At 54.2% G+C, this 20,797-nt stretch carries 16 protein-coding genes; 6 read left to right on the top strand and 10 right to left on the bottom strand.

The genetic code is table 11. From position 1 onward, the window contains the following. Positions 1–414: 414 nt before the first annotated feature. From glnA to HG66A1_RS20015, 4 genes are all read left to right on the top strand, one after another. Positions 415–1,827 (top strand): type I glutamate--ammonia ligase, encoded by a 1,413-nt coding sequence (gene glnA / locus HG66A1_RS20030; protein WP_145188015.1) that lies wholly within the window; start codon positions 415–417, stop codon positions 1,825–1,827. A 357-nt stretch (positions 1,828–2,184) separates the two neighbouring features. After that, on the top strand, positions 2,185–2,628 hold the full coding sequence (locus HG66A1_RS20025) for an Hsp20/alpha crystallin family protein (protein ID WP_145188010.1): 444 nt from the start codon (positions 2,185–2,187) through the stop codon (positions 2,626–2,628). 580 nt (positions 2,629–3,208) lie between these two features. Then, positions 3,209–4,024, top strand: a complete 816-nt coding sequence (locus tag HG66A1_RS20020; RefSeq protein WP_232101985.1) for an HAD-IIA family hydrolase — start codon at positions 3,209–3,211, stop codon at positions 4,022–4,024. A gap of 220 nt (positions 4,025–4,244) precedes the next feature. Further along, positions 4,245–5,036, top strand: a complete 792-nt coding sequence (locus tag HG66A1_RS20015; RefSeq protein WP_145042126.1) for a phosphoadenylyl-sulfate reductase — start codon at positions 4,245–4,247, stop codon at positions 5,034–5,036. Between the two features lie 6 nt (positions 5,037–5,042). Here HG66A1_RS20015 and HG66A1_RS20010 read toward each other — a convergent pair whose 3' ends face one another. Continuing rightward, entirely contained in the window at positions 5,043–6,002 is a 960-nt protein-coding gene (locus tag HG66A1_RS20010; RefSeq protein WP_145188007.1) for an endo alpha-1,4 polygalactosaminidase, read from the bottom strand. Between the two features lie 112 nt (positions 6,003–6,114). Between HG66A1_RS20010 and HG66A1_RS20005 the strand changes: the two genes are divergently transcribed. After that, entirely contained in the window at positions 6,115–7,620 is a 1,506-nt protein-coding gene (locus HG66A1_RS20005) for a sulfatase-like hydrolase/transferase (RefSeq protein WP_145188004.1), read from the top strand. Positions 7,621–7,633: 13 nt separating this feature from the next. On the opposite strand, the gene HG66A1_RS20000 is transcribed toward HG66A1_RS20005, so the two are convergent. The 6 genes from HG66A1_RS20000 to HG66A1_RS19970 form a co-directional block, all read right to left on the bottom strand. Further along, complete coding sequence (locus tag HG66A1_RS20000) at positions 7,634–10,546, bottom strand: PQQ-binding-like beta-propeller repeat protein (protein WP_145188001.1); 2,913 nt, start codon at positions 10,544–10,546, stop codon at positions 7,634–7,636. 90 nt (positions 10,547–10,636) lie between these two features. Then, positions 10,637–11,311 (bottom strand): hypothetical protein, encoded by a 675-nt coding sequence (locus HG66A1_RS19995; RefSeq protein ID WP_145187998.1) that lies wholly within the window; start codon positions 11,309–11,311, stop codon positions 10,637–10,639. Positions 11,312–11,321: 10 nt separating this feature from the next. Further along, positions 11,322–12,302: a tryptophan--tRNA ligase gene (trpS, locus tag HG66A1_RS19990; protein WP_145187995.1), complete on the bottom strand. Its 981-nt coding sequence runs from the start codon at positions 12,300–12,302 to the stop codon at positions 11,322–11,324. Between the two features lie 73 nt (positions 12,303–12,375). Further along, positions 12,376–13,308 (bottom strand): dihydroorotate dehydrogenase, encoded by a 933-nt coding sequence (locus HG66A1_RS19985; RefSeq protein WP_145187992.1) that lies wholly within the window; start codon positions 13,306–13,308, stop codon positions 12,376–12,378. A gap of 973 nt (positions 13,309–14,281) precedes the next feature. Further along, a complete protein-coding gene (locus HG66A1_RS19975; RefSeq protein ID WP_145187990.1) occupies positions 14,282–14,752 on the bottom strand; it encodes an HU family DNA-binding protein in 471 nt (156 codons plus the stop codon). A 607-nt stretch (positions 14,753–15,359) separates the two neighbouring features. Further along, on the bottom strand, positions 15,360–15,791 hold the full coding sequence (locus tag HG66A1_RS19970; RefSeq protein ID WP_145187987.1) for a YkgJ family cysteine cluster protein: 432 nt from the start codon (positions 15,789–15,791) through the stop codon (positions 15,360–15,362). 77 nt (positions 15,792–15,868) lie between these two features. On the opposite strand from HG66A1_RS19970, the gene HG66A1_RS19965 reads away from it, so the two are divergent. Beyond that, positions 15,869–16,519 carry a molybdenum cofactor guanylyltransferase gene (locus tag HG66A1_RS19965; RefSeq protein ID WP_145187984.1) on the top strand — a complete coding sequence of 217 codons (651 nt, stop codon included), beginning with the start codon at positions 15,869–15,871 and terminating at the stop codon, positions 16,517–16,519. A gap of 22 nt (positions 16,520–16,541) precedes the next feature. Here the strand turns inward: HG66A1_RS19965 and HG66A1_RS19960 are convergent, their stop codons facing one another. The 3 genes from HG66A1_RS19960 to HG66A1_RS19950 form a co-directional block, all read right to left on the bottom strand. After that, complete coding sequence (locus HG66A1_RS19960; protein ID WP_145187981.1) at positions 16,542–18,302, bottom strand: ArnT family glycosyltransferase; 1,761 nt, start codon at positions 18,300–18,302, stop codon at positions 16,542–16,544. A gap of 437 nt (positions 18,303–18,739) precedes the next feature. Beyond that, entirely contained in the window at positions 18,740–19,180 is a 441-nt protein-coding gene (locus HG66A1_RS19955) for a hypothetical protein (protein WP_145187979.1), read from the bottom strand. 30 nt (positions 19,181–19,210) lie between these two features. After that, on the bottom strand, positions 19,211–20,734 hold the full coding sequence (locus tag HG66A1_RS19950; protein ID WP_145187977.1) for a 2-isopropylmalate synthase: 1,524 nt from the start codon (positions 20,732–20,734) through the stop codon (positions 19,211–19,213). Between the last annotated feature and the right edge of the window lie 63 nt (positions 20,735–20,797).

Genomic DNA, 20,797 nt, shown 5'->3' with positions numbered 1-20,797 from the left:
TCAAACTGGCAACCTGCGCCGACTGAAGTTTCCGTCAACATCAGACCCGGTCGCAGGTTGTGCCTGAGGGTTTCGGTATGGTTGCGAGCTCCTGCAATCGCTATCTGTCCAGCCGATCTACTTTGATGTCAGGAAGATAAGAAGTAGCCCGAAAAAGTGGGTCGCCAGACACTCCGTTGATGAGCAGTGGAGACCGTCTGACTCACGGCGAAAACGAGTAAAGATAAAAGCGTTCTAAGATCTGAATCGTTCTGGTTTTGCTTGAGTAGCTTTTGGATCAGTCCGCAGTGTTTTCTGTGAACTGTCGTCTTTGCTTGAACTATTTTTTGGAAATGATCGGTTTTACGCAGGACAGGGTAAGGCGGACCTCTTCACCTGCAGTATCACTCAGAATTTTAGAGGAGCAAATTTACGATGACTCCCAAGGACTTTTTTGCCTTCGCAGAAAAAAATGGCGCCAAGATGGTAGACTTAAAGTTTACCGACATCTTTGGTACCTGGCAGCATTGCTCGTACCCCCTCAGCACCTGGGACGAAGGTACTTTTGAAGACGGCGTCGGCTTCGACGGCTCTTCAATCCGTGGCTGGCAGACAATCGACAGCTCAGACATGCTGGCTGTTCCCGATCCTGCTACCGTGAAAATGGATCCCTTCTTCAAATCGCCGACCGTCAGCGTTCTGGCTGACATCGTCGATCCGATTACCAAAGAAGATTACAACAAAGACCCGCGTGGCGTTGCCAAAAAAGGTCTGGCTTACCTGCAGCAGACCGGCCTGGCCGATGCCTGCTTCATCGGTCCCGAGCCTGAATTCTTCGTCTTCGACGACGTACGTTACCTCTCCAACCAGCGGGGAGCCATGTACGAAATCGACTCTTCTGAAGCTGCCTGGAACACAGGTCGTTCTGAAGAAGGCAACCTGGGCCACAAAGTGGGTTATAAAGGCGGTTACTTCCCCGTAGCTCCCACAGATACCTACGGCGACCTGCGTGCCGAAATGGTTGAAGAACTGCAGAAGGTCGGCATCGTTGTCGAAGCCCACCACCACGAAGTGGCAACTGCCGGTCAGTGTGAAATCGACATGGAATTCTCACCACTGCTGCAGATGGCTGACCAGTTCATGTGGTACAAGTACATCATCAAGAACGTCGCCAAGCGGAACGGCAAAACCGTGACCTTCATGCCGAAACCGGTCTTTGACGACAACGGTTCCGGGATGCACACTCACATTTCACTCTGGAAAGATGGCAACACCCTCATGTACGGTGATGGCTATGCCGGACTGAGTGAATTCGCGATTCATGCTATCGGCGGGATCATCAAGCACGGTCGTGCTCTGATCGCGCTCTCCAACCCGACTGCCAACAGCTTCCACCGTCTGGTGCCTGGCTTCGAAGCACCCGTGACTCTGGCCATGAGCCAGCGGAACCGTTCTGCTTCCTGCCGTATCCCGATGTACTCCGGCAGCCCCAAGGCAAAGCGTGTTGAATTCCGTTGCCCCGATCCGACCGCCAATGGTTACCTGAGCTTCACCGCTCTGATGATGGCGATGATCGACGGCGTGCAGAACAAGATCGATCCGGGTGAACCCCTCGATCGTGACATCTACGACATGACTCCGGAAGAGCTGGCTGAAACCAATGTCGCTCCCAAGAGCCTGGACGAAGCTCTGATCGCTCTCGAAGAAGATCACGACTTCCTGACAGCCGGCGACGTCTTCAGTGAAGACCTGATCAACTCCTTCATCAACTACAAGCGGACTGAAGAGTTGGATCCGATTCGTTTACGCCCTCATCCTTATGAGTTCGATCTCTACTACAACGCGTAAGCGTTTCGTTCAGAGTACCGAAATCGGTAATATTCTCGCAGCAGGCCCCCGGGTTTGCTGCGAGTTTTTTTATGCGCTGAGACACTCCGGTGCCAAAATGGCATTTGCTTCAGGGGTGTTAATGGTGCCGTAATGGCATGATTGGTGTGTGTTTCTGTAAATCTATTTTGGTTCTTATGGAAAAATTTATGATTGTAAGTGTTTGATAATAAATGAATTGTGGTGATATGAGTTGTTCTGTGTGACTAATTGGCATGCTGGATGCATATTGGGGAACTGTCAATCAGCTGGTCAGTCCCACCTGTCAGGGATTACTGTTAATACAATTTCGTTTCTTATTTGATAAGGAGCAATGCCATGTTAAGCACACGCAATCACAAACTCGGATTTCCTTTTTCTGCTAACCTGCGTTCCGATCTGGATGATGCCTTCACCCAGTTCTTCGGCAAGTCATTTAACGGCTTCGAAGGCGCTTATTCGCCGCTTTCCGTCTGGGAAGAAGACAGCAAATTCCATGTGGCCCTGGATGTTCCCGGTATGACTAAAGAAGATCTGTCTCTGGATATTCAGGATGGAAACCTGGTTCTTACCGGCGAACGCAAGTCGGTCGAAAACCGGGAACATCTCCACAACGAACGGAGCTTCGGCAAATTCAAACGACTGGTTCGCCTGCCGGAATGGGCCGATCCCGCCTCTGTTTCCGCGACTCTCGATGCAGGCGTCCTGACCGTGGTCATGGATAAAAAAGCCGAGATGCAGCCCCGCCGGATTGAGATTCAGGATATTTCCAAATCTGAATAACCGGCTGGAGTGGAGATCTCCCTGAGAAAATGATTCGTTGCGACACCCCGATTGGCTTTGCGAAGTCGATCGGGGTTTTTTGTTAATGGCAGCCACTCTTTCACCAGTGGGCGACGCTTTGTGATCACACCCGTACTGTCTATTTCCTGAGCAGACCCGCTTAATTGCTAAGTGGCTCGTCCGCGGTCTGTGTGAGTTCCTTGTAAAGATTCAGCGGTTTTCTAATCAATCCTCTGAAAGACTTATCTGAAAAAGGTGATATCTCACAAGGGGTTATGACTATGGATCTGCAGGTCGACAATCGAGACACCCTCTTGACCGGCACAGCAATTGCGAAGTTCGTCAATCATGTTTGTTACGAAATGCGCTACTACTCTTCAGCAGATGCCACATAGATGAATTGTTCTGATGGTCAAATTGGAGTCGAAAAATAGAACTCAATTAGTTCTGTAAAATCACAGAGCTTTCCCCAAGACCCGATTCACACACTGACATTTTTCAGTGAGCGCGCGCCCGGCATCTGAAGATTTCCCACGTGAGATTTGACTCACTCAAGTTCTAAATTCAAGGACCGAACACAATGTTACCAGGATATTTGATTGACATGGATGGTGTAGTTTACAGAGGGACCGAGCTGATCCCCGGTGCCACCGATTTTATCAATGAACTCAAGAAGCGCGATCTGCCGTTCATTTTCCTGACCAATAACAGCCAGCGGACCCGCCGCGACGTCGTTACCAAACTCGGCCGGATGGGAATTACCGTCGGCGAAGAGCATATCTTTACCTGTGCCATGGCCACCGCACGGTTCCTGGCGCAAAGTAAACCCCACGGCACCGCCTTCGTCATCGGCGAAGGTGGCCTGTTGCATGCATTGCATCGCAACGGGTACTCGATCGTCGATCACGATCCCGACTATGTCGTCGTCGGCGAAGGTCGGATGGTCAACTTTGAAATGATTGAAGCTGCCGTCCGCATGATCGAAAACGGTGCCAAGCTGATTGCCACCAATATGGATCCCAACTGCCCGACCCAGAATGGCCTGCGTCCCGGTTGCGGGGCGATCGTCGCCATGCTGGAAGCAGCCACCAAGAAGAAAGCCTTCAGCGTGGGTAAGCCCAGCCCCGTCATGATGCGGAGTGCCCGTCAGGAACTGGGGATCTCTTCTGCCCAGACAACCATGATCGGTGACACAATGGAGACCGACATTCTCGGGGGAGTCGAAATGGGCTATCGTTCCGTGCTGGTACTTTCCGGCGGAACAGCCCTCTCGGACCTGAGCCAGTATGCGTATCAGCCCGATCTGGTGGTCGACAGCATTGCCGATCTGAACAAAGAAGAATTCTTTCAGCTCGAGAGTCACCGGATTCCCGAGCGGGAACGCCTGCTGGCCTGAATTTCTGACTGTCTAACGCGGTTTTGCCGCCAAACAGGGAAAAATCGCCCTGTTTGGCGGGCAGCCGTCCAGGAGCGCATTGAGGTATTTCTGACTGTTCGCTACAATTCCTGAAATTGTCCGCTCACAGGCGGTTTTTCCCTTATTTCAGGACTTTTTACTGGCATCGCTTATCTGCCTTTTCGCGTCAGTACGTGGAAAACGCAGCAGGAATACTTGAATGGCACGTCTGACTCAGGCTGATTTATCAGATCTTAACGAGTCGTTTGAAGAACGAACTCCCCTGGAGCTGATTCATTGGGCACAGGAAATGTTTGGCACACGACTGGCAGCTTTATCATCGATGCAGCGTGCAGGTTGCGTGGTAGCCCACATGCTGAGCCAGTTAAAGGCCGACATCCCGATTCTGTTCGTCGATACCGGCGTGCTGTTTCAGGAGACCCTGGATACCCGGGACCGCCTGATTGAAGAGTATAACCTGAACATCGTCACGCTGATGCCGGCCAAAACGATGCAGGAGCAGACCGAAGAACTGGGCGTTCTGTATCTGTCGGTCGAAGGTCAGGAAAAGTGCTGCGATCTGCGTAAGACGGAACCACTCATTCAGGTGGCCGATCAGTACGATGCCCTCATCGGCAGTCTCCGCCGGGCCGACGGCGGTCAACGCGCCAATGTACCTATCCTGGCGATTGACCCCGCCATGAACTGCCTGCGGGTGAATATCCTGGCCAGCCTGACCAAGGACGAGTTCCAGGCGTACCTCAAAGATAACCAGGTCATCACCAATCCGCTGCATCAGCAGGGCTACCCGACCATCGGCTGTAATCGCTGCACCACCCCCGTGATGGAAAGCGAACCGAATCGAGCCGGACGTTGGCGGCACCTCGGACCCTGGTCGCAGTACTGCGGCATCAATCCCACCGATGTAGCCGGTAAGCACGCCCCGTCGATCGAGCTGCCTCAGGATCTGGTCGACCGCATCCTGGGACGCGAAACCGACTTCATGATCTGAGCCGGTTCACTTGCCCGGCGGTTGTTGTGTCAGCTCCAGGTGCAGTTTCGTCGTGGAACTGGCCCAGCCGGGAATGAATCCGTCTGCTTTGCTCTTACGGAAAAACGTGTCTTCACTCACGCTGGTATCGCTGTATCCCAGTGTGAAGACCGTTGTGAATCCGTTCTTCTGAATGCGGATCATCTCCCGCTCTTTGCTTTCAATCCAGTCGCCTGAATGCGCGAAGGCCGACTCCCAGAGCAGCCCGTCCGGATTGCCCGGATGCTGGTGCGCCAGGTCCAGAGCCAGCACGACGATCTGGCTCTTATCGCCCACAATCGCCGTTTTCCCAATCAGGTTCAAGCCCCGATTCTGCATGATAAACTTCTCAGGATCGAATCGCTTAATATCGCGAATCAGGCCGATCATCGCTGCCACGCTCTTGGCGCGACGCGGTATCGACCATTCCTTTCTGTTGAAGTACAGGTCGGCGGTGTCGACAGTGTCCAGAAACAGACCATCAATCTTCTGGGCATACATCTGCTTGATCCGCTCCATCAGAAAGCCCCTCCACTCGCCATAGCTCACATCGACATACCACGATTCAAACGTCTGGTTTTTGCCGAACACGATTTCGCTGAGAGGATACCCGTTGGGCGACCGTTTGAGGTACTTCTCAAAGTTTGCTTTTTCCAGTTGTCCCAATTCGCCAATACTCAGGTAAGCGATGACTTTCGCCTGCTTCTGATGCGCGAAATTCACGAGGTCAGCGACTTGATCAGGCTGCAGACCACGCAGTTCGATCACGATCACCTGGCCCGGCCGGATCCGGTCCCGCAACTGTTTCAACAGGCGGGGCTCACTCCCGTAGTAGAGCTGGTAGCTGGTCGGGACAAAAGCAGGCTTGTCCGCACTTTCGACGCGGGCCGTTCCCGTCAGCAGGAGGGACAGTAGCAGTAAAACAATCGAGTAGCAGCGGACGTGCATCGTCTTGATTCCTGTTGCAGGGGTTTGAGTTTTCCCGGGCGCATCTGTTATCCTGAACGGGTTACTCCTATGCTATGAACCTCGAACGTTAGATGTAAAGTGAAAACCACCTATGGCTCGTCATCCGCTCACAGCCCATGTGCTGAAATCATCTGCTCTTGTCCTCCTGCTCTGTCTGATCGGAACGCTGCACATCGCTTCGCTAGAAGCCGCAGACACACCACCCAACATCGTCATGATTGTCAGCGATGACCAGGGCTATCACGACTTGAAAAGTTTCGGCAGCCAGCAGGTCATCGCCCCCAACCTCGATCGCCTGGCAGAGGAAGGCGTCAAACTGACCAATTTCTATGTGACCTGGCCGGCATGCACCCCCAGTCGAGGCAGTCTGCTCACTGGACGCTATCCGCAGCGAAACGGGATCTATGACATGATCCGCAACGAGGCCCCCGATTACGGCCACAAGTACAAGCCGTCCGAGTATGACGTCACCTTCGAACGCATCGGCGGGATGGATGTCCGCGAACAACTCTTGCCCGCCCTGCTGAAGCCGGCCGGTTACGTGAGTGGCATCTATGGAAAATGGGACTTGGGCGTGCATCGTCGCTTCCTGCCGCTTGCCCGCGGCTTTGATGACTTTTACGGCTTCACCAACACCGGCATCGATTACTTCACCCACGAACGGTACGGCGTGCCTTCCATGTATCGCAATAATCAGCCCACCGAAGCAGACAAGGGCACCTATTGCACGTATCTCTTCCAGCGGGAAGCAGTGCGGTTCGTGAAGGAGAATCACGACAAACCGTTCTTTCTCTACCTCCCCTTTAACGCTCCTCACAGCGCCTCAAACCTCGATCCCCGCATTCGTGGCGTTGCCCAGGCACCGAAAAAATATAAAGCCATGTATCCCGAACTGAAGGATGACTTCGACACGAAGAAAAAGACCGGCCGCTATGAATACCGGGAAACCGCCAAAGGCCCCGTCATTCACCAGAAACCTTCTGCCGACAGGCGTCGCCTGGAGTACGTCGCTTCCATTACCTGCATGGACGCCGCCATCGGCGAAGTGCTGGATCTGCTCGATGAATACAAAATCGCCGACAACACGATCGTGGTCTTCTTCTCCGACAACGGGGGCGGCGGTGGTGCCGATAACAGTCCCCTGAAAGGCAAGAAGGGAATGATGTTCGAAGGGGGGATTCGCGTCCCCTGCCTGATCCGTTATCCGAAAAAAATCAAGCCGGGAACGGTCAACGAAGGCCTGCTCACATCGTTAGAACTCGTCCCGACGTTCCTCAAAGAGGCAGGCATTCCCCAGCCGCAGGAGGTTGTCATCGATGGATACGATATGCTGCCCACGCTGATGGGGCAGGCCGATTCACCTCGCTCAGAAATGTTCTGGCAGCGTCGTGCGGATAAAGCGGCTCGCGTCGGAAACTGGAAGTGGGTTGAATCCGAAAAAGGGAACGGCCTGTTTGATCTTTCCACAGATGTGGGTGAAAAGCACGATCTCTCCCAGACGCATCCCGAAAAACTCAAACAGCTGCAAGCCCGCTTTGCCAACTGGAAAAAAGAGATGGCCGAAGCCGAACCCCGGGGACCCTTCCGCGATTATTAACAGATCGGGAAAACTATTTCGTCAGCAGTTCCTGTTTCTGTTCGGGCAGGGTGACAATCTCATCCAGGGGGAGCCCCTGCCGCACCAGTTCCACACCGCAGATCAGGGCTGTTCCCGTCTGAGTCGTGAAGTCCAGTCGGGCAGACTCCGCCAGCGAAACATCTTTGAATTCCCGTACCAGAATTCGTTGTCGCGATCCGGTTTCCCCGGCGATGTCGAGGTTCTGGATCAGCGGCTGTCCATTGAGTTGAACCGAGAAGACCCGTTTTCCAGCAGTCGCAAAGTCCGGATCCCTGAAATAAAGTCGCAGCGTGTATTCGCCCGGCTCCAGATCATTTAAAGTGATCTGTTCCACGCCCGTAATTCCGGAGGCACCCACCCAGGGCCAGCCCTGACCACCCTCGATCCAGAGGGAGTGCTCGTAGAACGGTTTGACGCTCGCGGGCTGAATCTCAAGCTTGAGTTCCGGCGAAGGTCCTCCCACGCTGGGCGTGTCCAGCCAGAGTGTGCCCTTATCGGTCATTCGGTCGCCGGGGGCACCGAAGTTAAGCCCGACCCGTTGAATGTCCTGGACCTGACCTTTGCCCCAGACCATCCACTGCTCATGCGTCTCAGGCAGGGAAATCAGCGACAACCCGACCGGAAGTGGATAGCTGCAGGTACATCCCTGGAAGTAATAGGGCACGTTAAGCAGACCATTCGCAGGCACAATGCTGTTCGTGCAGCCGGAACGAGGGCCGCTGATGTGAATCGTACCGCTCTCCACTCGCTTATCATAAAAAGCGGCGGTCCCGGAACGCATCGTATAGACGTAACTGTAATCAACGCCGCCGTCGCAGCCATAACTTTTGGGAAAGGCCCGCGGTTCGGTTTTGCCATTCAGTGGATTCGTCCGCTCGCCAATTACCGGGGGCGGGGGACTCCAGGCGTTCGTCTGATAAGGTGGCCGATACTGGTTCGGCTGCTTCTCTTCCTGGTTGAGTGTGGGCAGCTCGGTCGTCAAAACTTCAGCCTGGGTCGCATTCAGTTTGCGGCCCGTGTAGACATCGGAAAACTGGGGGTTGAGTAATTTGTAGGGGGGCCGGATTCCCGCCGGGTATCCCTGCCAGAATTTTGAATGCGAGATCATCACTCCATCAACGAACAGCGGCTGCGGTGCCCGTTTGAAGTTCCCGACACTGTCATCATACCAGAGCACGCCCACCGGTGCTTTGACCAGTTCGTCAGGGCTCGACCAGCCACCCGTGTAATTGGAGGAACCGGGAATGGGGCCTACTTTTTCAAAGACCGAGTAGTCACCGACACGCGAGATTTTCACTTGTGAGAGCGATTTGAACTCCGCCGCCAGTCGACTGTGATCACTGTCCGACGTCTTTACCAGCAATCGGCCGCCATAGGGTCTGAGTGAAGGATAGAGCAGGCGAACCTGTTCTGCGTACGATTTCATGCCGGCAAAAACGGGTTCGGCTGTGATTATTGTCTGTGCAAAGTAAGCCGGGGAGCTGAACTTATTGAGTGGTCCCGGGAGAAAAGCCAGTTGGGAACTGGCATATCCCCGCTCGTGAAACAACGTTCGCAACTGTGTGAGCTGTCCCGGATCATTGATCAGAGAAATGAGCTGCAGGTCATGCCGAGTCAGGAGTGTGTTGAGCAGTTCCGCATCGGGAACGCCTGCGAGGAAGACATAACCGCCCGCCTGCAGTGCGTCTCCAAACATTGCCGGTAACGGAGCCTGAGACGTTTGACCGGTTGACTTCGTTTGCTTTGCCAGCAGGGGAGACTCATACGTGACCGGTGTCGTTTCTTCTGGTCCCAGACAGTAAATGCTGCCTGCTTCCGTCACCACAAACAGGCGATCCGCGGCAGCTACCAGGCTGTGGATCACTCCTGGAACGCCGGGAATTCCGTTTTTGTATGTCAGCTTGCGATCCGCAGTCTGAATCTGCTGTCGGATTCCCCGTTTGCCGTCCGGACCATAATTCTGTCCATTCTCGTGCCGGGCGGAGTTCACATCCCGGTCAAACTGCAGTTCCGGCTGAGCGGCTGTCGTCTGCGGAAGTTTCGTCTCACCCCGTCGGGCTGCTTTACCCGCAGCCGCGAACCAGCCACCCGGGGTGCGTCCCGGTTTAGGCAGTTCGAATTCGATGAGTTTGCCCGTCTGTTTATTGATCCGCGCCGGAAATGCGGTGCCGCAGGGAACAATCAGTTCCTCCCCGGCGATGACCAGGTAACCCTGGGGGGTAATGCCACCAAAGGCTTCCGCCGCATGCGGATGCTGTCCGTAAATGTAACCCAGCCGATCGTTGACCCATTTCACTGCCCCCGTTTCCGCATTCAGGGCATAGATGAAGACACCTTCAAACGGCCAGACACCGGCGGCGAAGTAGAGTGTATCCTCTTCGACCACCGGGCCACCGCGAACCGGCCAGACGGAGATCAGACGGCGGTTACCCAGAATCAGTCGCTGGGAAGGGACCGCCCGGTATTTCCAACGCAGTGCACCGGTCTCAGCTGCCACCGCATAAACGCAGCCGTCATCCGAACCGAAGATCACCAGATCCTGCCAGGCGACCGGAGCCAGACGAACCGGGCCATCGGTGGTGAAACGCCAGAGTTCCTTACCGGTGGCCACATCAATGGCGGTAACGGAATCCGTTTGAGAGGAACCGTAAAACAGCCGCTGATCTTTCACGATCGGCTCATAGCCTGCGTCGAACTGCAGTCGCTCATTATTGAAAGCGGGATCAAGCGCTGGCAGCTTGTGAACCCATTGGACAAACAGACTCTCAGGCAGCGATTGTTCGGTCTCGGCCGAGCGTTGGGGATCGTGTCGCCACATGGGCCAGTCCGCTGCGGAAGCGGAATTCATGGCAAGAGTCAGAACGAACAGGAAGAGGGCCAGAATACGCAAGCGTAATGGGAGCATGGGGTCGAACCTTTGTCAGGTTGGGGACAGCTGATCGCAGGAAGGCAGTCGTTTTTCTCTCTATCAAAGTAGCACGACGCGGGACGAGGTTCAACTCTCTGTCGATTCGTGGTCTGTCTGAGCGGTCTCTATTGGCTCAGAGTCAAGAGCTGCAGGTTGGGTGACCTGACGGCTGGCCCAGACCGCAGCCACACAGCACAGCGTCAGTTCCACCAGCCAGAAGAGCAGGGGCCAGGGGGCATGCAGTTGCGCCACTGGGGAAATCCGATGTTCGAGATACGAGGAGATTTTGAGCAGATGCTCCTTCTTCTCCTGGCGTTCCTTCTTCGCCGCCTGGAACTGTTCCAAGACCTGGTCATACTCTTTACGGGCCTGCGGATCTTCGGGAGGTTCTCCCGTCGCGAACATCCGGTCAATGACCAGCGTCGTCTGGTCCAGTTTGAACTGTCGGAGAGTCGCTGCCTGGTATCGCTGATGAGACAGATAGAGCACCAGACCCTGTCCGGCGATGGTCAGGATCACGATCGTCAGCAATATCCCGCGTGTCACGGTCAGTCCCGTTTTCACGGCGAGGGTCGAGAGCATCGCGCCCGCCACCAGTCCATAGACGACGGCGTAGACCAGAATCAGTTTGAGCCGTTCGGGCAGATGGACGGCCAGCAGCGAAAGTGCTGTCATCAAAATCAGGCCGATGATCAACCAGGAAAGGAAGCCCGATCTGGACCCCGGCGATTCAGATTGTACTTCTGAAGTTGGATCCGACATGCGACTCTTTTCATTTCGACAGGTGACTGGTTCCCAGGCCGCAGGCAGACTGTACCCGCTCCAGAACTTCTTTCCCTTTTTCCCGCGCTTTCCGGGCCCCATCCGCGAGAATATCGTGGACGGTATCCAGGTCGGCGGCCAGCTGCTCGCGGCGTTCCCGTGCTTCCCCGAAGTATTCCAGGGCCGCATCGTGGACTGCCTGCTTGGCTTCGCCATAACCCATGCCGCCGGCACGATAGCGGGCTGCCAGCTCTGCCTGCTGAGTTTCGTCAGCAAACAGCTGATACAGGGCAAACACGGCACAGTTGTCCGGATCTTTGGGATCTTCCAGGGCTGCAGAGTCCGTTTTGATCGACATGACTTTCTTACGCTGTTTCTTGGGCGTCTCGAAGATCTCGATCACGTTGCCGTAACTCTTGGACATCTTCTCTCCGTCCGTACCTGGCACTTTGGCCGAGGTGTCCAGCGTGCGGGAGTTCGGCAGTGTCAGGGTTTCGCCAAACAGCATGTTGAATCGCTGGGCCAGGTCGCGGGTGACTTCGATGTGCTGAATCTGATCCTGGCCTACCGGAACCAGGTCGCTGTCATACAGCAGAATATCCGCAGCCATCAGCACCGGGTAAGTAAACAGCCCGGCGTCCGCAGCGATGCCCTTGGCCTTTTTGTCTTTGTAGGCGTGACATTTTTCCAGCAGACTCATCTGTGTGATGGTCATCAGGATCCAGGTCAGACTGGTCACTTCAGGAATGTCCGACTGCCGGAACAGAGTCGCCTGTTTGGGATCCAGTCCTAATGCCAGCAGGTCCAGGGCCGCATCAAGGGTGTTCTGTCCCAGTTGTTCGGCGTCGCGAATGGTCGTCAGGGCGTGCAGGTCGGCAATAAAGTAGAATGCCTGGTCGTTGTCCTGCAGGTCAATATACTGCTTGATGGCCCCGAAATAATTCCCCCAGTGGAAGCGGCCCGTGGGTTGAATTCCCGATAACACTCGCATGAGTTTATTCTCTTTGTCGCTTTAAAATTCGATTGTGGATGGTCAGGCTACGGTGTGTGAGACAGTGCCAATACTATGGATACACCAGCGTGCCCACGAGTTCGCTGACCTGTGAGCAGTTTTCCGTGATCAGATTCTGTTCCAGTTCCGTGACCAGCTGAGTTGCGAGCCCTGGATTGTAGAAGTTGGCGGTTCCAATCTGGACGGCAGAGGCACCCGCGACGATGAACTCCATCACATCGTCGATATTAGAGATTCCACCCACGCCGATGATGGGGATCTCCACGGCCCGGGCCACCTGGCAGACGACGCGTAAGGCCACCGGTTTGATGGCAGGGCCACTTAAGCCCCCGAAGACGCCCCCCAGAATCGGTTTGCGGCGACGCCAGTCGATGGCGGTTCCCTGGACGGTATTGATCAGCGAGACCGCATCAGCGCCCCCTGCTTTCGCCGCCTGGGCAATGTCGACCACGCTGGTAACGTTGGGGGTCAGCTTGGCAATCACGGGTAACTCACAGCTCTCGGTGACCTGTTTGAGCATCTGCTCGGTCAGCTCGGGCTGTGTACCGAAATCGACACCGCCACTCACGTTGGGGCAGGAAATGTTCAGTTCCAGGGCCGTGATCTGATCCGGAAAGGCATTCAGCCGTTCTGCCATCCGGGCCATTTCGTCGATCGAGCGACCGGCGATGTTCACAATCAGCGCGGTTTCCAGCGATGCAAGGTAGTTAAGATGTTTCTCGAGGAAGAGATCGATGCCGTCGTTATCCAGCCCGATTGAGTTCAGCAGGCCGGCACTCGTTTCAACGGTGCGGGGGGGAGCATTTCCAATCCGCGGCTCCGTCGTGATGGTTTTGGGGATGATGCCTCCCAGTCGGGAGAAATCAAGGAAGGGTTGCATTTCACGTGCATACCCGAATGTACCAGAGGCGACCAGGATCGGGTTTTTGAGCTGGAGACGGTTCAGCGTAACTGATAACAGATCCGTTTGGGTCGGGGCGTTCATCGAGTCGTTATCCGGGACAGCCGGGGGCTGTCTCATCTATTGAAGTCTGGATTGAAATAGAGCGTGCCCCGTCAATTGCCGGGCATGAAAGTCGGCTGGTATTACCAGGGCACTCGAGACGCAGATCAACGTGGATCTGCTGAGTCACATCTTAGCGTTACCGACGGGAGAGAACCAGTTAGAGCGAGGCGTAAATAGCGAACTGGTAAAAGCGAAACAGCTGCCGAAATGAGAATTACGGCAGCTGCAATTATGTCTGAAGCGTCAACTGTTCAACGGATCCGTTTGCGCCCGGGCAAGCGGAATGACCCCGGGAGGATGCGTTAAATGACACCACCATGTGTTCGGTATGGCGTGGCTACGTCAGGCATATCCAGTCCCCAGATACGTTCCCAGATCTTTGGGATGTGCCGCATACTTTCAGACTGGAAGATTAATTGACGAGTACGGTCATCACGTGAAGATGAGTAGATAGGAACCACACATCCGACCTGAGTGAGCGATACTGCAATTAACATGCTGGCCAAAAGGAACTTACGCATTTTCTTCTCCATGATATGGTCGTGCCATATTTGCTGGTATTGATCCCAGGCAGAGATCCCTTAATTCAATCCATTGAAATCAAGGCATCAAACCGATATCGAAGGGGTTAAAGTGCTGAAATGTGAAGGGAGGAGAGTGGAGAGATATGATTATAAATACCGCTTTTATTCTCCTCTAGATCGTTTTATCGACAACCGGATCAGGTGACTTTGGTAAAAAATGCGGATTATTCCAATTATTTTGGTAATCGGGCCATTGAGGGCTGAAAAGGGCCTCTGATACGGAATAACCGTTCATCAGACGCTGAGAGAGGTGAGATCAGGTAGAAAAGGGCATAAAAAAACCGGTCTGTTGATGTACCATCAAATCAGACCGGTTATGAGAAAACTCATACCAGTACTTTCCACAATAAGGTCTTTAAGAAAAAGGCTTAAGGTGTATGCTGCGTACCCGACGGGTAGGAATTATTGTAGCTTCCTACTTGAGGGGACCCTGGTGTCGTACCGGGACTGGGTGGTGCCGACGACGGTGGATGAGTCTGCTGCGGTGGTGTTGACGCCGCAGGTGGACTGCTTACCGGTGGTTGGGAGGCAGCGGCCGCTTTGAGCTTGGCTGCTTCTTCTTCCAGGTCGCGTACACGTTTTTCCATTTCCTTACCAGGCTTGAATGTGACGACGTACTTCTCTTCCACGTCGACGCGTTCGCCTGTTCTTGGATTTCTGGCTTTACGGGCCGCCCGCTTTTTGACTTCGAAAACGCCAAAATTGCGGAGCTCGATTCGTTTGTCGGTGACGAGTGTATCGACAATCGCATCGAACGTTTTTTGCACAATCTCTTTTGTCTTGAGTTGTGTCAGACCAATCTCTTCCGAAATCACTTTGACAATCTCTTTTTTCGTCACGACTGGGTTCTCCCAATTTTGAGAAGCCGTCGGACAGCTACGCCCTTCCGCTGGGCACTCGAGAGCCGTCTCAACTGTAATGGGTTACACGACTTAGTGTCACAATAGATTATTTCCCACAATTGAACAGTAAGTCAAGACCGATCTTTCAGCGCAGGGGTTTCGCGCCTGGTTCTTGGACAGGGAGACACTGTTCAAATGTCAAAAGCCAAAACCGCATATGCAGGGGATTTTGACGGAAAATGAGCTATGGTGACGGTCTTAAGTGTAATCTGGAAAACAGGATAGGAGTAGAGTCGCTTTCAGCTCAGAAGCCCGCAACCAGGATTCGTAACTTCGTTATAGTCCCTATATCCAGACTGTAAGATTTTTTGACAAACTTCGAAGTTAAATGAAAAAAAATGCCCTCTGTGAGCAGAACAAGTCGTTTTCGACGTTCCAAAGTCTTGCTCAACCGTTACTTATTGAAGCGATAAAAATTGGAATTCATCAGACGATCGAGAGTCAGACGGTATAGAAATGCATTACAAGTCAGAGCGTTGTCGTTGTGAAAACAGTGCGCAGAACAAACGGAAAGTTCTCAACAGACTTACAACACGCTGCTGAATCACAAGTCGATTTGCTCAGACCGTTTTTGAATTTCTTCGAAGCTGACGAAGGCACCTTTACCTGCACCAGGGCAGTCGGGAGAGAGAGAGTCCCAACTTGCTTTGTCTTTCAGATTCGAATTCCAGAAAGGCCAGGTGCGACATTGCACCGGACGTGCTTCATAAATTGTGCAGCCACGTTTTTCGGGATCAAAGAAAGTGCAATCCCCGTTTGCATATTCCGTTAAGGTGCGTCGACCTGCGTAAAGCCGAGTATGCATTAACATAATTTCTCCCGTCGATTTTCCCGTTAAGTCTGCTATCGCTTTGATTTCTGCATCATCGACCCAGACCACTCCCGGCGCACCCGTGCAACAGTTTCCACATTGTGTACAGGTGAAATTCAGGCCATCGCGATACCATGGTTCCTGTTCAGAATTCTGATCACTCATGATTTCGGATCGCTTCTTGAGAGGAGAAGTTGTTAAACTGTGACTTTCATTTTTGTTTGTAAATTACTTGAGCTGAGATGTCAAACTCAAACGCGGAATTGAAGGTCGGCGGAATCGTACTCTGTGGTGGTGCCAGTTCGCGGATGAATTATCCTAAAGCCCTGCTGCCTCTGGGCCAGGAGGTGATGCTGCAGCGCGTGGTGAGAATTATTGGCTCCTGTGTCAGTCCGCTAGCGGTGATGGCCTCCCCGGATCAACAACTTCCCACACTGCCTGCCGATGTCCCCGTTTATTTCGATCGAGAGCCGCTGGAAGGGCCTCTCGCGGCGATTGGGCAGGGACTTGAAGCATTGCACGGGAAATGCGAAGCCGTGTTTATATCGGGCTGTGATACGCCTCTGATAGAGACTGCAATGATCGAATGTCTCTGCTCCCGTCTGGGAAACAACCAACTGGCGATGGTTCGCGAAGGAGACCGCCTGCACCCGCTGGCGGCCATCTATCGCGTCTCGCTGCTCGAGACAATTCAACAACTGTTGTCACAGGGAAAACGACGCCCGATTGACCTCGTTGCGCAGGTGGATTCAGTCTTTCTGGAAACGACGGAACTGCAGGAAATTGATCCGGGTCTGCGGAGCCTGCGAAATATCAATACGCGTGCTCAGTACCAGGCTCTGCTCAACGAACTGGAAATCACGGATTCAACAGTACTTCCGTTTTCTGACTGAGCATTCCGGCAGACAGTCGGTTTTAATTAGAAGGCATGAGCCCCATGCGCGCCTGGTTGACCGCATTCTGCCAGCGGTAAACGTCTTCGGGTGTCAACTCATACACGTTGATGGAGTATCCCAGCCGTTGCTTGGGTTCAAAAAAGCGGAAATAGCCGAGGGCATCGGTACCGAGATTGTGCCGGCTGCCATCCTCTTTACGCACCGAATAGGGGCGCCCCTGCAGCAGGCTGGCACTGATCGCATACGTTCCCGGTTGCGGCTGCAGTTCCGGCGGGATGCGGTAGGGAGTCCCCAAAGTGGAAGGGGGAATCGTACCGAAATACGCCAGTCCCAGGTTGTCTGTCGGATGCTGTTCCAGATACGCTTTGAGGCGATAGAAATCCTGTCCCCAGTCGATGTTGGAATCGATGAGATGATAGCTGCCGTTTTCGGGACCGCCGGAGAACTCATTGAAGTATGCCAGGTGATCCGGTGCATAACGGAGCGAGAAGGGGAGGCTCACGCAGGCGACGATCACAGCCAGTGCCAGGGTCTTCCGTTTTTCCAGATCAATCAGTTCTCCCAGGGGGGCGATCAACAGAAACAGAAAGGGAATCACAGGCAGAATGTACCGCAGACCGAGCTGATTATTCGACAGACTGGCAATGCCGACCAGCAGTACAACCGGGCTTAACAGCATGCCCAGAACCCGGGGAGACATGAGCGTCGTGCGCCGTTGTTGAAACCACTGCCAGGCCGCCAGGAGCAACAGCAACTGAATGCCGTGGGGAAGTTTATACAGCAGGGTAAAAATGTAATAGCTGCGAAAGCCGGTAAGCCGCCATTCCAGATCGAGAAACGTGGGATGTGACTGCTGCATGATGTGCCGCTGCAGGTCGAACCCCAAAAGGTAATCCCGCGGCAGCGGCAGGGGGAGGCTCTGCAACAAGGCAGGCAGCTGGTTCAGAAGTTTCAATTCCGAACTCTGAAACTGATACGTACTTGCGGACTGAAAGCTACCCTGAAACAGGTAGCCAGCGTTCATGATCAGACAGCACATGAGCAGCAAGGCAACCCAGCGTCCGAGTATGACTTTCGCGGGAGTCTCCGTTTTGATTTCCGGGTTTTTGACTCGCAGCAGGAACCACTGCATGATCAACAGAGGCACCAGCAGGATGGCCGTGTATTTCGTGATTTGAGCCAGCCCCAGTACGGCGCCGGTAATCAGCGCCCACTTCCACGATCCCGCTAACGCGAATTTCCAACCGCAATACAAGGTTGCCAGGAAGCAACCCGCAATCGCCAGGTCCTGCGTTCCCAGAGCGGCATTCGCCAGAACGTTGGGGCTCATACTCCACAGAAAAACTGCCAGACAGGCTGCAGAGGGACCGAACAGTTCGCGGGCCCAGACTGCCAGTAGCAGTCCCGAAGCCACTGCCAGAATGAGAATCATCACGCGTCCCTGGACGTAATAGTGGTGATAATCTTCCGGATTCGCTTTGAGAAACGCGTCTCCGTAGTCGGCAGGATCGGAGGAGTGCTCCGGATCGCCGGTCTGGGCCGACGTGAATAACAGGGGCAGGGTCGCCCAGTTGCGAATCAGGGGCGGGTTGAGTCGATCAAAGTCGGTCCGTCCCGTTTTCCAGGTGAGCAGGCCGACCGGCAGATGCCAGTATTCGTCGTGCGTGACACTCAGCTTTTGGGCTGAGTACAGGCCGAGACAGAATTGGAACAGCAGGAGGATGCTGATGACCAGCCAGAAGCTTCTGGAGTTCTGGAGTTGCTGTTGCAGTGAAGTCATGACCGCTCAGGTTGAAACAGGAATTTCCTCGTCACTTACGATACGTTCGATGATAGCCGGAGCCTGGATCTTTCGGAAGGGAAGCGATGCGAACGGGGATATTCACAATGGAGCAGGCCATAAATGGTTAACCCTCCAGCCAATAAAGACGGGCGTCATCACACAGGCTGGAGGGTAACCATTATTTTCGTGTTTCCGGAAAAGTGAATGAGATGACTCATACTTCTCGACGGAAATGCTTAGCAGGCAGCAGGTAGACAGGCAATGTTTATGCCAATACGCGGGATTTCTCGGGGAATCCTGGAAAAGCGTTTTTCCGCGGTATTCAGGCTGTTTTTCGTAAGCGGTGACGGACAACCATCACTCGGCAGGAGCCGGGACGTGTCGGTTGGTTCGACAGGCCTGTCTGTTGCGTGGGCGCTGGTCTCAGGGACGCGTCAATGCTGTTTCTGCCAGTCGGCCAGATCGATTTCGAGATCCCGCATCAGAATCTGCTGTTCGGGGATCGGCTGATAGAAGTGCAGTTCGGCGACTTCGTACTCGTTGAGGTTGAGATGCTCGCGGGCGACCAGCAGCACCTGATCCGCCAGTTCGTCGATGCGGCCCTGGTTCTCATTGGGATTGAAGTCGACCGCAAGCGTCACCCGGAAGGTGAGCGGGTTGATCTCTTTTCCCTTGAGCCGTCCCCCTTCAACGCGGGGACGGGACTTCGGGAACTTCTGAGCCAGTGCCTGCTGAGTTTCAGCGAAGGGGTAGGTGTTGATAGCCTGAAACACATACAAAGATCCTGACATCACCAGCCCGAAGATCAACAGGCTGATCACAATCGTTCTGCCTTTGATGCGACGGGATGATGGTTCAGGATCGTGCATGGTCATTACTGACTCAGTTCGAATTCAGGTCGGTTTTCAGTTTTCCCCACGACCAACGGCTTTGTTGATCGCCTGCAGGTATGCTTTCGCACTGGACTCGATGATATCAGTGCTGACGCTGCGCCCGTTAAACATCTCGCCGTTAATGCGAACTTCGACACGAACCTCGCCCTGTGCGTCCTTACCGCTGGAAACACTGCCGACGTGATACTGTTCCAGTACAGCCGAGATGCCGGTAATGCGTTCCAAAGCACGGAACACGGCATCGACGGGGCCGTCGCCGGTAGCGGCATCACAGTGGATTTTACCGTCTTCGTCAGCGAGTTCGATCGTCGCCGTCGCGATGGTACCGGTGCCCGCTGAGGTATGAAAACGGGCAATCGACCATTTTTCCGGTGCATCGGAGACCTGGTTTTCGATCAGGGCGACGATGTCTGAGTCGTAGATCTCTTTCTTCTTATCGGCCAGGGTAATGAACTCATTGAAGATCCGCTCAAACGTCGCGTCATCGAGGGTATGTCCCAGCGATTGCACACGATCCCGGAAAGCGTGCCGGCCGCTGTGTTTGCCGAGCACGAGGTTCGTTCCCACGTAACCCACGTCTTCGGGAGACATGATTTCGTAGGTGGTCCGTTCCTGCAGCACGCCATGCTGGTGGATTCCCGCTTCGTGAGCGAATGCGTTCTTGCCCACAATCGCTTTGTTCCGCTGGACAGCCATGCCGGTGACGGTAGAGACGAGATGGCTGATGGGGTAGAGGCGTTTTGTATTGATGTTCGTATTCACGCCATAGTAGTCGGCACGGGTTTTCAACGCCATGACGACTTCTTCGAGAGCACAGTTACCGGCCCGTTCACCCAGGCCGTTGATCGTGCATTCGATCTGTCGCGCGCCGGCTTCTACTGCGGCCAGACTGTTGGCGACGGCGAGTCCCAGGTCGTTATGACAGTGGGTGCTGATAATCGCCTGGTCGATGTTGGAGACATTCTTCTTCAACGTGGTGATCACATCATGGAAATGCGCGGGAGTCGCATAGCCGACCGTATCGGGAATGTTTACCGTCGATGCGCCCGCTTCGATGGCTCGCTCGACCACTTCGCAGAGGAAGTCTTTCTCAGTTCGGGCGGCATCTTCCGGAGAGAATTCGATATCCGGACAGTAATCGCGGGCCCGTTTGACCATCTCCACCGCGGTTTCGATGATCTGTTCCTTGCTCATCTTGAGCTTGTGTTCGCGATGAATCGAACTGGTGGCTAAAAAGACGTGGATCCGGGAGTTTTTGGCTTCTTTCAACGCTTCCCAGGCCCGGTCAATGTCTTCCTTACGACAGCGGGCGAGGCCGCAGATGGTGGTCTGATCGCCGAACTGGGTGGCAATCTTACGGACCGCGTCGAAATCGCCGGGTGAAGCGATGGGAAAACCGGCTTCAATGATATCGACGCCCAGCGCGACCAGCTCTTTGGCCACTTTCAACTTTTCCGAGGTTGTCATACTGCAACCGGGCGACTGTTCACCGTCTCTCAAGGTGGTGTCAAAGATTTTTACTGTGTCATTGGACATTGGTTTGCTCCATGAATCGGTTGACGCCCCGCTGAGGGACGCTGTTGAGAGACCAGAATAGTA

This window comes from Gimesia chilikensis, from assembly GCF_007744075.1.
Lineage (GTDB): Bacteria > Planctomycetota > Planctomycetia > Planctomycetales > Planctomycetaceae > Gimesia > Gimesia chilikensis_A.
Note: the sequence above shows the minus strand (reverse complement) of the source record. Positions and strands in the feature narration are given on the sequence as shown.

Coding starts and splice junctions, on each gene's coding strand:
- glnA (WP_145188015.1), top strand. CDS start 415: ATGACTCCCAAGGACTTTTTTGCCTTCGCAGAAAAAAATGGCGCCAAG.
- HG66A1_RS20025 (WP_145188010.1), top strand. CDS start 2,185: ATGTTAAGCACACGCAATCACAAACTCGGATTTCCTTTTTCTGCTAAC.
- HG66A1_RS20020 (WP_232101985.1), top strand. CDS start 3,209: ATGTTACCAGGATATTTGATTGACATGGATGGTGTAGTTTACAGAGGG.
- HG66A1_RS20015 (WP_145042126.1), top strand. CDS start 4,245: ATGGCACGTCTGACTCAGGCTGATTTATCAGATCTTAACGAGTCGTTT.
- HG66A1_RS20010 (WP_145188007.1), bottom strand. CDS start 6,002: ATGCACGTCCGCTGCTACTCGATTGTTTTACTGCTACTGTCCCTCCTG.
- HG66A1_RS20005 (WP_145188004.1), top strand. CDS start 6,115: ATGGCTCGTCATCCGCTCACAGCCCATGTGCTGAAATCATCTGCTCTT.
- HG66A1_RS20000 (WP_145188001.1), bottom strand. CDS start 10,546: ATGCTCCCATTACGCTTGCGTATTCTGGCCCTCTTCCTGTTCGTTCTG.
- HG66A1_RS19995 (WP_145187998.1), bottom strand. CDS start 11,311: ATGTCGGATCCAACTTCAGAAGTACAATCTGAATCGCCGGGGTCCAGA.
- trpS (WP_145187995.1), bottom strand. CDS start 12,302: ATGCGAGTGTTATCGGGAATTCAACCCACGGGCCGCTTCCACTGGGGG.
- HG66A1_RS19985 (WP_145187992.1), bottom strand. CDS start 13,308: ATGAACGCCCCGACCCAAACGGATCTGTTATCAGTTACGCTGAACCGT.
- HG66A1_RS19970 (WP_145187987.1), bottom strand. CDS start 15,791: ATGAGTGATCAGAATTCTGAACAGGAACCATGGTATCGCGATGGCCTG.
- HG66A1_RS19965 (WP_145187984.1), top strand. CDS start 15,869: ATGTCAAACTCAAACGCGGAATTGAAGGTCGGCGGAATCGTACTCTGT.
- HG66A1_RS19960 (WP_145187981.1), bottom strand. CDS start 18,302: ATGACTTCACTGCAACAGCAACTCCAGAACTCCAGAAGCTTCTGGCTG.
- HG66A1_RS19955 (WP_145187979.1), bottom strand. CDS start 19,180: ATGACCATGCACGATCCTGAACCATCATCCCGTCGCATCAAAGGCAGA.
- HG66A1_RS19950 (WP_145187977.1), bottom strand. CDS start 20,734: ATGTCCAATGACACAGTAAAAATCTTTGACACCACCTTGAGAGACGGT.